General features: G+C 66.0%; 14 protein-coding genes. 12 read left to right on the top strand and 2 right to left on the bottom strand.

Features of this window, described 5'->3' with window-relative positions; genetic code table 11:
- The first annotated feature begins 47 nt into the window (after positions 1–47).
- The 11 genes from ASD87_RS20640 to ASD87_RS20590 all read left to right on the top strand — a co-directional run bounded on the left by ASD87_RS20640 (position 48) and on the right by ASD87_RS20590 (position 10,047).
- Positions 48–1,229 carry an MFS transporter gene (locus ASD87_RS20640; protein ID WP_056325855.1) on the top strand — a complete coding sequence of 394 codons (1,182 nt, stop codon included), beginning with the start codon at positions 48–50 and terminating at the stop codon, positions 1,227–1,229.
- A 204-nt stretch (positions 1,230–1,433) separates the two neighbouring features.
- Entirely contained in the window at positions 1,434–2,168 is a 735-nt protein-coding gene (locus tag ASD87_RS20635; protein WP_056325852.1) for a succinate dehydrogenase/fumarate reductase iron-sulfur subunit, read from the top strand.
- A 1-nt stretch (position 2,169) separates the two neighbouring features.
- Complete coding sequence (locus tag ASD87_RS20630; protein ID WP_056325850.1) at positions 2,170–2,502, top strand: succinate dehydrogenase; 333 nt, start codon at positions 2,170–2,172, stop codon at positions 2,500–2,502.
- On the top strand, positions 2,502–2,846 hold the full coding sequence (locus ASD87_RS20625) for a succinate dehydrogenase (protein WP_056325848.1): 345 nt from the start codon (positions 2,502–2,504) through the stop codon (positions 2,844–2,846). The genes ASD87_RS20630 and ASD87_RS20625 overlap by 1 nt, the downstream gene beginning before the upstream one ends.
- A 1-nt stretch (position 2,847) precedes the next feature.
- Positions 2,848–4,587 carry an L-aspartate oxidase gene (locus ASD87_RS20620; RefSeq protein ID WP_056325846.1) on the top strand — a complete coding sequence of 580 codons (1,740 nt, stop codon included), beginning with the start codon at positions 2,848–2,850 and terminating at the stop codon, positions 4,585–4,587.
- 12 nt (positions 4,588–4,599) lie between these two features.
- The gene (locus ASD87_RS20615) at positions 4,600–5,535 is read left to right on the top strand and encodes a fumarate hydratase (RefSeq protein ID WP_056325844.1); all 936 of its coding nucleotides are present in this window, start codon (positions 4,600–4,602) and stop codon (positions 5,533–5,535) included.
- The gene (locus ASD87_RS20610) at positions 5,529–6,209 is read left to right on the top strand and encodes a fumarate hydratase C-terminal domain-containing protein (protein ID WP_056325841.1); all 681 of its coding nucleotides are present in this window, start codon (positions 5,529–5,531) and stop codon (positions 6,207–6,209) included. The genes ASD87_RS20615 and ASD87_RS20610 overlap by 7 nt, the downstream gene beginning before the upstream one ends.
- A gap of 48 nt (positions 6,210–6,257) precedes the next feature.
- Complete coding sequence (locus ASD87_RS20605) at positions 6,258–7,091, top strand: amidohydrolase family protein (RefSeq protein ID WP_056325839.1); 834 nt, start codon at positions 6,258–6,260, stop codon at positions 7,089–7,091.
- A 52-nt stretch (positions 7,092–7,143) separates the two neighbouring features.
- A complete protein-coding gene (locus ASD87_RS20600) occupies positions 7,144–8,022 on the top strand; it encodes a LysR substrate-binding domain-containing protein (protein ID WP_056325836.1) in 879 nt (292 codons plus the stop codon).
- 211 nt (positions 8,023–8,233) lie between these two features.
- Positions 8,234–9,235 (top strand): tripartite tricarboxylate transporter substrate binding protein, encoded by a 1,002-nt coding sequence (locus tag ASD87_RS20595; RefSeq protein ID WP_227741296.1) that lies wholly within the window; start codon positions 8,234–8,236, stop codon positions 9,233–9,235.
- A gap of 62 nt (positions 9,236–9,297) precedes the next feature.
- Positions 9,298–10,047: a sulfite exporter TauE/SafE family protein gene (locus ASD87_RS20590; protein WP_056325833.1), complete on the top strand. Its 750-nt coding sequence runs from the start codon at positions 9,298–9,300 to the stop codon at positions 10,045–10,047.
- A gap of 74 nt (positions 10,048–10,121) precedes the next feature.
- Here the strand turns inward: ASD87_RS20590 and ASD87_RS20585 are convergent, their stop codons facing one another.
- A complete protein-coding gene (locus tag ASD87_RS20585; protein ID WP_056325830.1) occupies positions 10,122–11,651 on the bottom strand; it encodes a CoA-acylating methylmalonate-semialdehyde dehydrogenase in 1,530 nt (509 codons plus the stop codon).
- Positions 11,652–11,770: 119 nt separating this feature from the next.
- Between ASD87_RS20585 and ASD87_RS20580 the strand changes: the two genes are divergently transcribed.
- The gene (locus tag ASD87_RS20580; protein WP_056326017.1) at positions 11,771–12,733 is read left to right on the top strand and encodes a LysR family transcriptional regulator; all 963 of its coding nucleotides are present in this window, start codon (positions 11,771–11,773) and stop codon (positions 12,731–12,733) included.
- Here the strand turns inward: ASD87_RS20580 and ASD87_RS20575 are convergent.
- Positions 12,730–13,731, bottom strand: a complete 1,002-nt coding sequence (locus tag ASD87_RS20575) for a tripartite tricarboxylate transporter substrate binding protein (RefSeq protein ID WP_056325828.1) — start codon at positions 13,729–13,731, stop codon at positions 12,730–12,732. The two genes, ASD87_RS20580 and ASD87_RS20575, sit on opposite strands and share 4 nt — an antisense overlap.
- Position 13,732: the final 1 nt, after the last annotated feature.

Below are 13,732 nucleotides of genomic sequence, written 5' to 3'. Positions count from 1 at the left end.
TCCGCACCGATGACCGCCGCGCCGTCCGGCGCACCCACGCCCCCCTCATGTCGCATCCCGAATCGTTCAATCTGAAGCAGATCGCCGTGCCGGCGTTCGGTCCGTCGCTGCTTTACGGCATCAGCAACGGCGCGATCCTTCCCGTCATCGCGCTCACCGCGCGGGAGCAAGGCGCGTCCTTCGCGGCCGCCGGCCTCATCGCCGCCCTGATCGGCGTCGGCTCGCTGCTTTCGAACATTCCGTCGGCGCTCATCACCGAGCGCTTCGGCGAAAAACGCGCCATGGCCGGCGCCGCGCTGCTCAGCGTGGCCGGACTGCTGCTGGTCATTGGCGTGCCGCATCTCTGGGTGCTGGCGCTGGCCATGCTGATGCAGGGATGCGCGCAATCGGTATTCCAGCTGGCGCGGCAGAGCTACATGATCGAGGTCGTGCCGCTGGCCTACCGCGCGCGCGCCCTGTCCACGCTGGGCGGCACGACGCGGATCGGCACTTTCATCGGCCCCTTCGCGGGCGCGGCGCTGATCCACTTCCTGGGCCTGGATGGCGCGTACTGGATCGCCGTCTGCGCGATGCTCGGCGCGGGATTCATCGCCATCAAGGCGCCGGACATCGAACCCGTTCACGTCAAGGCGGCTGGCAAGCCGCGCGCCCGCATCGGCGAGGTCGCGCGCGATCATCGCAGCGTGTACGCCACGCTGGGCGTGGGCGTGATGCTGATCAGCGCCCTGCGGGCATCGCGTCAGGTGGTGATACCGCTTTGGGCGGACCACCTCGGCCTGGACGCCACCACCACGTCCCTCGTCTACGGGCTGGTTGCCGCGGTGGACATGTCCGTGTTCTATCCCGCGGGCAAGGTGATGGACCAGCGCGGCCGCCTGTGGGTGGCGCTGCCGTGCACGCTGCTGATGGGGCTGAGCCTGATGGCGATCCCGCTGACCAGCGGCGTGACGAGCTTCATCCTGGTGTCGCTGCTGCTGGGCTTTGGCAACGGCATCGGCTCGGGCATCGTGATGACCCTGGGGGCCGATGCCGCCCCGCCGGGCGCGCGCACGCAGTTCCTGGGCATCTGGCGCTTCATGGCCGATCTGGGCGCAAGCGGCGGGCCGGTGGCGTTGTCGGCGCTGACGGCGCTGTTATCGCTGGGCGGCGCATCGTTTGGGGTGGGAACGTTAGGCTTGGTCGCGGCCGGGGTGTTCTGGCGGTGGTTGCCGCGCCGGGCGTCGCCATAACAGACCGCGGCAAGCGGCATTGACGCACTGCGTCATCGCAAACCGCTGAATCTACCGCGTCGCGGCAACCCCGCAGCGCCACGCGACGCCCCTCGGGCCGTCCGAAATAAGTTCAAAAAATATCAACCAAATCTGTATTGCTTCAGAGATTCGCAAGTTCCAGAATTCTGTTCATGGGCGCAGCATGCCGCTTGAGGACGGAAAATGGATACGAAGCACTCCGCGAACCCAAAGCAACTGACGGTTCGCATTTCGCGAGGCACGGAGGACGGCAAGTTCTCCACCTACCTGGTCCCGTGGCGTGACAACCAGACCGTCCTGGACGTGGTGACGGAAGTCCAGCGAACGCAGGAACCCGGCCTCTCTTACCGCTACGCCTGTCGCGTCGGCGTGTGCGGATCCTGTGCGATGACCGTCAACGGCACGCCGCGCTGGACATGCCGCACGCATGTGAGCCGCGTCGAAGAAGCCGGCGTGATCGTCATCGAACCCTTGCGCAACATGCCGCGGATCAAGGACCTGGTCGTCGACATGCGCGAGTTCTTCCAAAAGTGGGCACGCGCCGGAAATACCTTTATCGGCACCGCCACGCGCGACGATCCGCCGGCACAGGTGTTGCCGCAAAGCAAGCAACGCAAGCTTGCCGACGCGGCCATCGAATGCATCAACTGCGGCGTCTGCTACGCCGCCTGCGACGTGGTTTCCTGGGACAAGGACTACCTGGGTCCCGCGGCGCTGAACCGCGCGTGGACGCTCTACAACGACGAACGGCACGCCGATCCCAAGGACGTCCTGCACAAGGCCACCTCCGGCAGCGGCTGCAATTCCTGTCACACGCAGGGCAGCTGCATGAAGCACTGTCCGGTCAGCCTGAGCCCGACCGGCAGCATTGCCGGGCTGAAACGCAGCGCCATCTTCAGCCTGCTCAAGGGAGACTGACATGGAGGCCCGTCTGTTCGCGCTCCAGCGCCTTACGGCAATGGTGATGGCGCCCTTCGTCCTGGTGCATGTCGGCCTGGTGATCTATGCGGTCCGCGGCGGCCTGACCGCGGGCGAAATCCTCTCGCGCACCGAGGGGAACTGGCTGTGGATCGTCTTCTACGGCCTGTTCGTGGTCAGCGTATCGGTCCACGTCCCCATCGGCTTGCGCAACATCCTGATCGAGTGGCTCAAGCTCGGGCGGCCAGCCGCCTCCGTCGTCGGCCTGGCGTTCGGCGCGGCGCTGCTCGTCCTGGGCATGCGCGCGGTCGCCGCGGTGGGAGGGCTGTCGTGATGAAGTCCGCACGCAATCACCGGGCGTACTGGGCCTTCCTGGGACATCGGCTCTCCGGCCTGGCGCTGGCGCTGTTCGTTCCCGTGCACTTCTACGTGCTGGCAATGGCGCTGGACGAAGCGAGGCTGGACGCCTTCCTGAAGCTGGCGGAGATGCCGTGGATGAAGGCCGGCGAATGGGGGCTGGTCCTGCTGCTGACGCTTCACATGTTCTTCGGCCTGCGCCTGCTTGCGCTGGAACTTCTGCCCTGGCGCTCTCCGCGCGACGCGCGCGTTGCCTGGATCGGATGGGGATTTGCGATCTCGATGGCCACCGGACTGGCGTTCATCGCCGGAGTGATCTGACATGCGTATCGAAAACCACAAGACGGACATTCTGGTGCTGGGCACCGGCGGGGCCGGCCTCTTTGCCGCGTTGCATGCGAAGAAGGCAAACCCCTCGCTGAAAGTGACGGTGACCGTGAAAGGCCTGCTTGGCAAATGCGGCTGTACCCGCATGGTCCAGGGCGGCTACAACGTCGCGCTGGCGGCGGGCGACTCGGTCGAGCGCCACTTCATGGACACGATCGAAGGCGGCAAGTGGCTGCCGCGCCAGGATCTGGCGTGGCGGCTGGTGGAAGGCGCGGTCGAACGCGTGCGGGAACTCGAAAACGAAATCGGCTGCTTCTTCGACCGCAATCCCGATGGATCGCTGCACTCCAAGGCGTTTGCCGGCCAGAGCTTTGACCGGACCGTGCACAAGGCGGACCTGACGGGCATCGAGATCATCAACCGGCTGATGGAGCAGGTGCGCGCGCTGGATGTGGAAGAACTTGAAGAGCACCGCGCCATCGAGCTCATTCCGGCCGCCGACGGATCGGGCATCTCGGGCGTTCTCTTCATCGACATGCGGGCGGGCACCTATCGCTTCGTGCAGGCCAAGGCCGTTCTGCTGGCCACCGGCGCCGGCCCGACGATGTACCGCTACCACACGCCGTCCGGCGACAAGACCTGCGACGGCCTGGCCATGGCATTGCGCTATGGCCTGAAGCTCAGGGACATGGAGATGGTGCAGTTTCATCCCACCGGCCTGCTGGGCGGACCGGATACACGCATGACCGGCACGGTGCTGGAAGAAGGATTGCGCGGCGCCGGCGGCTACCTGCTCAACGGCGAAGGCGAACGCTTCATGACGAACTACGACAAGCGCGGCGAGCGGGCCACGCGCGACGTGGTCAGCCGCGGCATCTACGCCGAAATGCGGGCGGGGCGCACCGGCCCGATGGGCGGCGTCTACATCCAGATGAGCCATCTGGGTCCGGACAAAGTCGCCAAGACCTTTCCCGGCATGGTCAACCGATGCAAGGACTGCGGATTCGACCTGGCCGGCGGAAAGGTCGAAGTGGTGCCGACCGCGCACTACCTGATGGGCGGCGTTGAATTCAATGTGGATGGCTCGACCGCCTCGCCGGGCCTGTATGCCGCGGGAGAAGACTGCGGCGGCGTGCACGGCGCGAACCGCCTGGGCGGAAACGGCGTCGCCAATTCCACGGTGTTCGGGGGCATCGCGGGCGATGCGATGGCCGCCTATGTCGCCCGCGAAGGCCACTGGCGCGATCCGGACCAGCAGGTCATCGCGCGCGGTGTCGAACGCGCCGAGTTCCCGTTTTCGCGGCGCGCCGGACGCATCCATGAACTGCGCGATGCGCTGTCGCAGACGATGTGGGACGACGTGGGCGTGCTGCGCAATCGGGATGCCATGGAACATGGCCTTGACGCCATTGCCGCCCACCGCGCCGCCCTGCGCGATATCGGCGTGGCGGACGGCGACCGGCGCTTCAACCTGACCTGGCACGACTGGCTCAACCTTGAAAGCCTGGTCGACATCTCCAAGGTCATCACCGTGTCGGCGCTGGCGCGCGAGAACAGCCGCGGCGCGCACTATCGCGAAGACTTCTCCGAACCCGGCGACCTGCACACCAGCTGCTACACGCGCGTCAGCGCGCGGGACGGCGACGTAAAGCTGGAGATGGTGCCGGTTTCCTTTGACATCGTGAAGCCCGGCGAATCGCTGATCGACGGCGAAGCAGGCAACCCCCAAAGCTGAAGGCAACCCACCATGAGAATTCCCGTCCAGAAGATTGAACAAGCCGCGCTGGAAATCATGCGCCGCGCTGCAATCGAAATCCCCAAGGACTACAAGGAAGGCATCCAGGCGCTCCAGAAAAAAGAAACCGGCAAGCTGCCGCGATTCGTCATCCACGCCATGATGGACAACTGGGAAGCGGCCGACCAGGACCGGCGCCCGATGTGCGCCGATACCGGACTGCCGAGGTATTACGTCAAGGTCGGCAACGAGGCATCCGTGGACGCCGGGTTCGTGGCCGTGGAACGCGCGCTGCGCCACGCCACGGCCGAAGGCACCGTCACCATCCCGCTGCGGCCGAATCGCGTCCATCCGCTCTGGCGCACCGACCACAACAACAACGTCGGCATCAACGCGCCAGAAATCGAATGGTCGTTCGAGCCGGACGCCGACTGGATCGAGATCACAACCGTGCACAAGGGCGGGCTTTTCGGCACCGACTACCGGATGCTCTTTCCGGGCGACGGCATAGACGGCATCAAGCGCTTCGTGCTCGATACCCTGATCGCGTTCGGCAAGCGCGGGCTGGCCTGCCAGCCCGCCATCGTCGGCATCGGTCTGGGCGGCTCCAAGGACACGTGCATGCAGCTCGGCAAGCAGGCGGCCTGTCTGCGTACGGTAGGCGACCGCAATCCCGATCCCAAGGTGGCCGAGCTGGAGCTTGAACTGATGAAGCTCGGCAACTCGATCGGCATGGGCGCGATGGGCTTCGTCGGCACCGGCATGGTGGTCGACTGCCACATCGAATGTGGCTACACGCACACCGGCGGCATGCCCATCAGCCTGCATACGTTCTGCCTGTCTTCGCGCCGCGCCACCGCGCGAATTCATGCCAACGGAGAGATCCAGTACCGCACGGATCCCCAATGGTTCACGCCCTACATGCGCCGGGAGACGGTCGAATGGTAAACAACGACGACGACATCAAGGTCTTTCACCTGGACCTGCCCGCCAAGACGGAAGACATCGCCAAGCTTGAACTGGGATCGGCCGTGTACTTGAATGGCTTGGTGTACACGGCTCGCGAGGGCGTCTACAAGAAGGTGCTGGACGAGGGCCTGCCGCTGCCGGTGGATCTGCGGTCCGTCAGCAACGTCAACTTCCACTGCTCGCCCGCCGCCGCACCCGACGGCCACGGCGGCTACAACGTGGGCGCGGTCACCGCCACCGCGTCGTTCCGGTTCTCCAAATGGATTCCCCGGTGGCTCAGCGAGACGGGGTGCCGCATCCTGATCGGCAAGGGCGGCATGCCCGCCGACGACTACAAGCAGGTACTGGCTCCGGGCGGGGCCATCTACCTGACCACGGTCGGCTACGGCACGGGCGCGCTGCTGGGACGGGGCATCAAGCAGGTGCGCGAGGTGCATTGGCTGGATGAGCTTGGCATCGCGCAAGCGATGTGGCTGTTTGAAGTCAAGGACTTCGGGCCTTTCATCGTCGAAAGCGACCTGGACGGGAACTCGCTTTTCGCGCAGCACGCGGAAACGATCAACGCCGGCATCGAAAAGCTCTATGCCGGGTTGAAGCCGCCCGCTTTGCACCGCTACGGCGAGACCGACGACCGCAAGGACGAAGTGATGTAGGCGCCGCCTTGCCGCGCCCCCAATCGGATTCCATTCAAAGAGACTGCGATGATCATCGACTTTCGGCTTCGGCCGCCCGTGGGCGGCTTCCTGAACACGCTGATGTATTCAGCGGGAGAACGGCGCGACGGCTTCACGCGGACGGTGGGATTCGAACCCTCCAAGGCAGCCCAGCAGCAGTCGATGGACCTGCTTCTGCAAGAGATGGAGGCGGCCCGCATCGATCGCGGCGTGGTGGTGGGCAGGCTGGCCGGCGTGCTGGGCAGCGTGTCCAACGACGACGTGCGCGGCATTGTAGCCGCGCACCCCGACCGGTTCATCGGCGCGGCCTCGATCGACCCCACCGACCGGCGCAAGGCCTGCCAGACCATCAATCAGGCCATCGAAGACGGCTTTCGGCTCATCAACATCGAACCGGGCTCGTATCCGGTGCCCATGCATGCGGACGACCGGCGTCTTTATCCCATCTATGGCCATTGCGAAGACGTCGGCGTGCCCGTGATCATGATGGTGGGCGGCACCGCGGGGCCCGATTTGAGCTATTCCGATCCCATTCGGACCGATCGCGTCCTGACGGATTTTCCCAACCTCAATATCGTGGTCGCCCACGGCGGCTGGCCCTGGGTCAACGAAATCCTGCACCTGGGCTTCCGGCGGCCGAATCTGTGGCTGTCGCCAGACATGTACTTTTCGCGCATGCCCGGCTGGGAGGAATACGTGAAGGCGGCCGACAGCTTTCTGTCCGACCGGATGCTGTACGCCAGCTCGTTTCCCTTCTGTCCCGTGCAAGGGTACAAAGAGTGGTTTGAGCGCTTGCCGATCCGTGAGGAAAACCTCAAGAAGATCATGGGAGGCAACGCCCGGCGGCTGCTCGGGATTTAGCGCCCGAACCCCGCGCGTTTCGCAACGCGCCCCCTACCAGGACGACTCTTGCATGGACATCCGGACCCTCTACACGCTGATAGCGATCGCAGACCACGGCAGCTTCGCCGAGGCCGGCAACACGATCGGCCTGTCGCTGTCTGCCGTGAGCATGCAGGTCCGCGCCCTGGAGGATGAACTGGGCATCACGATCTTCGACCGCAGCCGCCGCCCGCCGATCCTGACGGACACGGGCCTTGCGCTGGTCCACCGGGCGCGCGACCTGATCACGCATTGGGAGAGCATGAGCGCCTCGCTCAAGAAGGGGACGTCAGCCGGCCTGCTCAAGCTGGGCAGTGTGCACACCTGTGTGTCGGGTGTGCTGCCGCTGGCCCTGCGGCACCTGCAAAAGCAGGGGCATGGGCTGGAGGTTCACGTCACCACCGGGCTGACGCATGACCTGGAGCGGGCCATCTACCACCGCCAGCTCGATGTCGCCATCGTGACCGAGCCCGATGCGCCGCGCTCCGGCCTGGACTTCCTGCCCTTCGTCGAGGAAGAGCTTGTCGTCATCGCGCACCGCTCGGTGCAGGGCGCCAGCGACCAGGAAATTTTGGAGCAGACCCCGTACGTGCGATTCAACCGCTCTGCCCGCGTCGGCCATCTGGTGCAGGAAGAAATGGTGCGCAGGCGCATCACGGTTCGGTCGACCATGGAAATCGACAACCTGGAAGGCGTCATTGCGATGGTGGCCAATGGCCTTGGCGCGTCCGTGGTGCCGGCCAGGCGCGGCCGCAACGAGTTCCCGGCGGGAATCCGGGTCACGCCGTTCGGCTCTCCGACCATCAAGCGCCGTCTGGGCATCCTGGCGCCGCAGGAGAATCCCCGATCGCATCTCTCGCAGTTGCTGCTCGACGCATTGAAGTCCGTCTGCGCCAGCCAGACCCGATGACGACGCGAGGCGCATCCCCATACCTGATCCGCAGTACGTAGCTCAGCAGTCCAGCAGTGCGTAACCCAGCAGTCCAGTAGTCCGCCAACAATCACCGCGACGCCCCAAAAAAATCGAGCCGACTGGCCCGAGGGACAGTTGCTGCCTGGCAAAACCCGCCCTTCCCGCAGATCGGCGGGCCGCGCCTACCGCGAACGAAGGAGACAACACCGTGAAAGACGAACATCAACTTCTGTATGCACGCCGCCGTCTGATCAAGGCCATGGGATATGGACTGGCGCTGTCGCCCTGGCTGGCGGCGCCCGCGCGCGCGAACTGGCCATCGGACAAGGCCATCCGCATGGTCATCCCGTTCTCGGCGGGCGGCGCCACCGATCTGCTGGGGCGCGCGCTCGGCTCCGAAATGGCCAAGGGCCTGAACCAGACCATCGTCGTCGAGAACCGCGCGGGCGCCGGCGGCAGCGTGGGCGCGCAGGCCGTGGCCGGGTCACCCGCGGACGGCTATACGCTGTTGCTCGCTTCGGGAAGCATGTTCACCGTCAATCAGTTCATCTACAGCAAGCTGCCCTACTCGCTCAACGACTTCAGCCTCATCGCCAAGGTCGCCAGCGGACCGATGGTCATCACCGTCAATGCCGAACTGCCTGTCAAGAACACGCGCGAACTCATCGCCTACGCCAAGGCGCGGCCGGGCAAGCTCAGCTTTTCGTCCGCTGGGGTCGGCAGCCAGACGCATATGGCTGGCGAAGCCTTCACGGACGCGGCCGGCATTGAACTCATGCATGTCCCGTACAAGGGGGAAGGCCCTGGCTATACGGACCTGATGGCAGGCGTCATCCAGGTGGCCGTCGGCAACATCAATGCGATTGCGCCGCTGCTCAAGGGCGGCCGCCTGCGCGCGCTTTCCGTCACGGGCAAGGAGCGCGCGGCCTTGCTGCCCGGCGTGCCGACCACCGCCGAGGACGGCGTGCCCGGCTTCGAGTTCACCGGCTGGTTTGCGCTGATGGCGCCTGCCGGCACGCCGCAAGCCGCGATAGACCGGCTGCTTGCGGTGGCCAACCAGGCTGTTGAGCAACCGGGCTTGAAGCGGTACCTTCAAGACCAGGGCATGGCGCCCACTATCGTGCCTGGCGCGGCGCTGCAAAAGGAGATTGCCGCGGAGTCCGCCAAATGGCAGGCTCTGGTGCAAAAGAAAGGCATCACCGCCAGCTGACCCACCGCAGGGCTTCGTCGCGCTCCAGCCCTGCTTCGACCATCGAGGTGCTGTTTCCACCCATGCCCACCGAATCGCTTGCGTTTGTCATCCCCGTCATCTTCGTCGCCTACACGGTCTTCGGGATGACGGGATTCGGCGCGGCCATGGTCGCCGTGCCCGTGCTGGTCCAATTCATTCCCCTGCAACTGGCCGTGCCGCTGGTCGTGCTGTTTGACCTGACCTGCACGGCCCTGGTCGGCGGCAGAAACTGGAGACGCGTCAGCCTGGCCGAGTTCAAGCGTCTGCTGCCCTGGATGCTGCTGGGCATCGCGCTGGGTGTCACGCTGCTGCGCGACGCCGGGGCCCGCTGGCCCCTGATCCTTCTGGGCGCGTTCGTGCTGGTCGTGTGCATCCAGGGCCTGCGCGGCGCCCGGGGCGGCCCCAAGCCGCCGCTCAAGCCCATCTGGGCATTTCCGTTCGGAGTGTTCGGCGGCGTCTTCAGCGCGCTGTTCGGCACCGGCGGCCCCATTTACACGATCTACCTCTCGCGACGCCTGGACGCACTGGAGCAATTCCGGGCAACCATTTCGGTCGTGATCCTGCTGAGCGGGATCGTGCGGGCGGCAGCGTTCGGGGCCGCGGGGATGTACTCCAATCCGGACATCCTGCGCGCCGCCGCCGTGCTCCTGCCCGTCGCGCTCATCGGCCTGTACGCCGGCTCGCGCTTCAGAACGCGCGTCTCTCCCGAACTGCTGAAGCGATCCATCTTCGTGCTGCTTGCGATCGCGGGCGCCGGCGCGATCTACCGCGGGTGGATGTCGCCCGCATGAGCGGCATTGCGCCGCGCGGGCTGGCGGCCCGCGGCGCGGGCAGGCGGCCGCGTGCCCGCCGCCCGCCGCCACGATCACTTCGCCGTCGGCATCGCGAACTCCGCGCCCTTGCCGATGCTCTCCGGCCAGCGCTGCATGATCGACTTCTGGCGGGTGTAGAAGCGCACGCCTTCTTCGCCGTAGGCATGCATGTCACCAAAAAGGCTGCGCTTCCAGCCGCCAAAGCCGTGCCAGGCCATCGGGACGGGAATGGGCACATTGATGCCCACCATGCCGACCTCGATGCGCCGGCCGAATTCGCGCGCCACGTTGCCGTCCCGCGTAAAGCACGCGACGCCATTGCCGAACTCATGCGCGTTGATGAGATCCACGGCTTCCTTCAGGTCCTTGACCCGCACGCAGCCCAGGACCGGACCGAAGATTTCTTCCTTGTAGATGCGCATGTCGGGCGTGACGTGGTCGAACAACGTGCCGCCCATCCAGAAGCCGTCGCCGCACCCCTCGCCTGCCTGCGTGCCGTTGAAGCCTCGGCCATCGACCAGCAGCTTCGCGCCCTCCGCTTCTCCCTGCGCGATGTAGCCGCTGATGCGCTCGTGCGCGGCGCGGGTCACGATCGGTCCCATTTCGGCGGCCGGGTTCTCGCCGTCCAGCACCTTCAAGGCCTTCGTGCGCTCGATCAGCCTGGGCAGCAGGCGGTCGGCCACGTCGCCCACCAGCACGGCCACGCTGATCGCCATGCACCGCTCACCCGCCGATCCGTAGCCGGCGCCGATCAAGGCATCCACGGCCTGGTCGATATCGGCATCGGGCATCACCACCATATGGTTCTTCGCGCCGCCCAGCGCCTGCACGCGCTTGCCCAGGCGGGCGCCCGTCTCATAGATGTAGTTGGCGATCGGCGTGGATCCGACAAAGCTAACCGCCTTAACGCCGGGATGCGTGAGCAGCGCGTCCACGGCGACCTTGTCGCCCTGCACCACGTTGAACACGCCATCGGGCAGACCTGCCTCGCGCAGCAGTTCGGCGATGCGCAGCGACGCACTGGGATCCGTCGGGCTGGGCTTGAGCACGAACGTGTTGCCTGCGGCGATCGCAACCGGAAACATCCACATCGGCACCATCACCGGAAAATTGAAAGGCGTGATGCCGGCCACGACGCCCAGCGGCTGGCGCAACGTCCAGTTGTCGATGCCGGTGGAAACCTGTTCGGTATGCGCGCCCTTAAGCAGTTGCGGAATGCCGCAGGCGAACTCCACAATGTCGATGCCGCGCGCGACTTCGCCTTGCGCATCGCTGAACACCTTGCCGTGCTCGGCGGTGATCAGGTGAGCGAGCTCGTCGCGGTGGCGGTTCAGCAGTTCAAGAAATCTGAACAACACGCGCGCACGGCGGATCGGCGGCGTGTCGGCCCACGCCGGAAAGGCGGCTTGCGCGCTGGCTACCGCGCGCTGCACCTCGTCGGGCGTGGCCAGCGTGACGTGACGGGTGACGGCGCCCGTGGCCGGATTGAAGATGGGCTGGCGCGCGCCTGTCCCATCGACGCGGCTTCCGGCGATAAAGTGTCCGGCAATGGATTCGCCGGCGCTGCGCGGGGTTGCATGCATGGTGTTCTCCTGTGCTCAAGCGTGAAGTGCGGGTGCTGGCACTATGTCGTGCCGCCCGCCGCGCGTCGAGACCAGAAGGCTGGAATCAGTGTTTGCGGTTCTGAACAATGGAAATTGGCATGACAAAGACAAGACGCCTGGAAGACCTGTGGTCGCACATTCACTGCCTGGGCGTGCTGGCCGACACGGGAAGCTTCACGGCCGCCGCGCGCCGGCTGCAGATCAGCAAGGCGTCGGTCAGCCAGCGCATCGTGGAACTGGAGCAGGCGGCCGGCGTTCCCCTCGTGCGGCGAACCACGCGCAGTGTCAGCCTGACCGAGGCGGGGGCAAGCCTGGTCGACCACACGGCGTCGGCCTACCAGCGCATCGAAGCGGGATTCTCCGCGGTCCGCGACTTGTCCGACGGCCCGCGCGGCGTGTTGTCCGTGACGGCGCCCGTCGCCTTGGGACGCCAGGTCATCGCGCCGCTGATACCCGGTTTCCTTGCGCGCTTTCCGGACGTCCGGATTCAGCTTGAGCTGAGCGACCACCTGGCTTCCCTGGCCACCGAGGGATTCGACCTGGCGATCCGGCATGTCGCCGGCGTGCCCGACACCCATGTCGCCTCGTTGATCTGCGAGACGCGCTCGGTGCTCGTCGCCACGCCGCAGTATCTGTCGGCACATGGCACGCCACGCACGCCCACGGATCTGGAGGGCCACAATTGCCTGCACTACCTGCGCCGCAGCGGCGGCGCGACCTGGTCGTTCGAATCGCTGGACGGGGACAAGCGCATCGCCGTGCCGGTGCGCGGCAGCTTCACGGCCAACAACAGTGAAGTCCTGCGCGAGGCGGCCGCCGGCTCGGTCGGCATCGCGCTGCTTCCGGATTTCAGCGCGGGCCAGGCGCTGCAGTGCGGCACGCTGGTCGAGGTTCTGCCAGGATGGCGCGTCGTCGGCGACTATGCCGAACGGCTCTATGCCGTCAGGCCCTACACGCCCCGCGTGCCCCTGACCGTGACCTCGTTCGTCCAGTATCTGCGCCAGGCGATTCCGGCCGCCGAAGGCCTGGCGCCCGGAATCGCCCCGCATGCCCACGGCTAATTGACCTGCAACCCCGCCTTGGCTACCAGCTCGGAATAAATGGTGGCGCCCTGATCGACGTACTTTGCCGTATCGGCAGGCGACAACACATGCGGAATGCCGCCGAAGTTGGCGTTGCCCTCGATCCACTTCGGGTCCTTCGAAATCTGCTGAAGCGCGGAGGCCCACTTGTCCACCGCTTCGGCGCTCATGCCCGGCGGCCCGAACAGCCCGCTCCAGCCGATGACGGCCTCAAGCTGCGGCAGGTTCGATTCGCGTGCGGTCGGAATGTCCGGAAACTGCGCAAGGCGTTCCGGCGTCGTCGTCAGCAAGGCGCGCAACTTGCCGCCCGCAAGGATTCCGGTCATCGAGCTCAAGTTGTTGCAGGCGAAGTCCACATCGCGGCTCAGCACCGCCATGGCCACCTCGCTGCCGCCCTTGTACGGGACGCTGACGGCCGCGTCGGGCTTCAATCCCAGACTGCTGAGCAACAGTTGCGGGGCAAGGTTCTGCACGGTCGCGGGGCCGGAATGGCTGTAGTTCAGCTTGCCGGGCCTGGCCTTCAGTGCCTGGGACAGGTCGCCGATGGTCCGATAGGTGCTATCCGGATGCACCACACAGACGACGGGGTTCAGCTCCAGCAGCCCGATGAACGTGAAGTCCTTAGAGGTATAGGGCGTTGTCTTGGGCTGCAACGCGGGCAGGAGGACCTGGGAACCGATGCGGCCCATCAGCAGCGTGTACCCGTCGGGCGCTGCATTCTTGACCGCGGCCGATCCGATCGCGCCGTTGGCGCCGGCCTTGTTGACCACGACCACCGGCTGCCCCAGGACGCCTTGCGCAGCGGCGGACAAATTGCGCGCCGCCATGTCGGCGTCGCCGCCCACGCTGAAAGGCACGATGAGCTGGATCGGTTTGGCAGGGTAAGCCTGGGCGGCGGCCAGGCCGGGACAGGCGAGAAGCAGGCAAAACGCGGCGCGAGCGGACCCGCCCGGGACGATGCCGGTGAGGCTGATCATG

The sequence above is a fragment of the Achromobacter sp. Root170 genome (genome assembly GCF_001428165.1).
Classification (GTDB): domain Bacteria; phylum Pseudomonadota; class Gammaproteobacteria; order Burkholderiales; family Burkholderiaceae_B; genus Achromobacter; species Achromobacter mucicolens.
This window is presented reverse-complemented; position numbering and strand designations above follow the sequence as displayed.

What these genes read in the sequence shown, in the direction of transcription:
- ASD87_RS20640 (WP_056325855.1), top strand. Translation starts at nt 48, where the DNA reads ATGTCGCATCCCGAATCGTTCAATCTGAAGCAGATCGCCGTGCCGGCG.
- ASD87_RS20635 (WP_056325852.1), top strand. Translation starts at nt 1,434, where the DNA reads ATGGATACGAAGCACTCCGCGAACCCAAAGCAACTGACGGTTCGCATT.
- ASD87_RS20630 (WP_056325850.1), top strand. Translation starts at nt 2,170, where the DNA reads ATGGAGGCCCGTCTGTTCGCGCTCCAGCGCCTTACGGCAATGGTGATG.
- ASD87_RS20625 (WP_056325848.1), top strand. Translation starts at nt 2,502, where the DNA reads ATGAAGTCCGCACGCAATCACCGGGCGTACTGGGCCTTCCTGGGACAT.
- ASD87_RS20620 (WP_056325846.1), top strand. Translation starts at nt 2,848, where the DNA reads ATGCGTATCGAAAACCACAAGACGGACATTCTGGTGCTGGGCACCGGC.
- ASD87_RS20615 (WP_056325844.1), top strand. Translation starts at nt 4,600, where the DNA reads ATGAGAATTCCCGTCCAGAAGATTGAACAAGCCGCGCTGGAAATCATG.
- ASD87_RS20610 (WP_056325841.1), top strand. Translation starts at nt 5,529, where the DNA reads ATGGTAAACAACGACGACGACATCAAGGTCTTTCACCTGGACCTGCCC.
- ASD87_RS20605 (WP_056325839.1), top strand. Translation starts at nt 6,258, where the DNA reads ATGATCATCGACTTTCGGCTTCGGCCGCCCGTGGGCGGCTTCCTGAAC.
- ASD87_RS20600 (WP_056325836.1), top strand. Translation starts at nt 7,144, where the DNA reads ATGGACATCCGGACCCTCTACACGCTGATAGCGATCGCAGACCACGGC.
- ASD87_RS20590 (WP_056325833.1), top strand. Translation starts at nt 9,298, where the DNA reads ATGCCCACCGAATCGCTTGCGTTTGTCATCCCCGTCATCTTCGTCGCC.
- ASD87_RS20585 (WP_056325830.1), bottom strand. Translation starts at nt 11,651, where the DNA reads ATGCATGCAACCCCGCGCAGCGCCGGCGAATCCATTGCCGGACACTTT.
- ASD87_RS20580 (WP_056326017.1), top strand. Translation starts at nt 11,771, where the DNA reads ATGACAAAGACAAGACGCCTGGAAGACCTGTGGTCGCACATTCACTGC.
- ASD87_RS20575 (WP_056325828.1), bottom strand. Translation starts at nt 13,731, where the DNA reads ATGATCAGCCTCACCGGCATCGTCCCGGGCGGGTCCGCTCGCGCCGCG.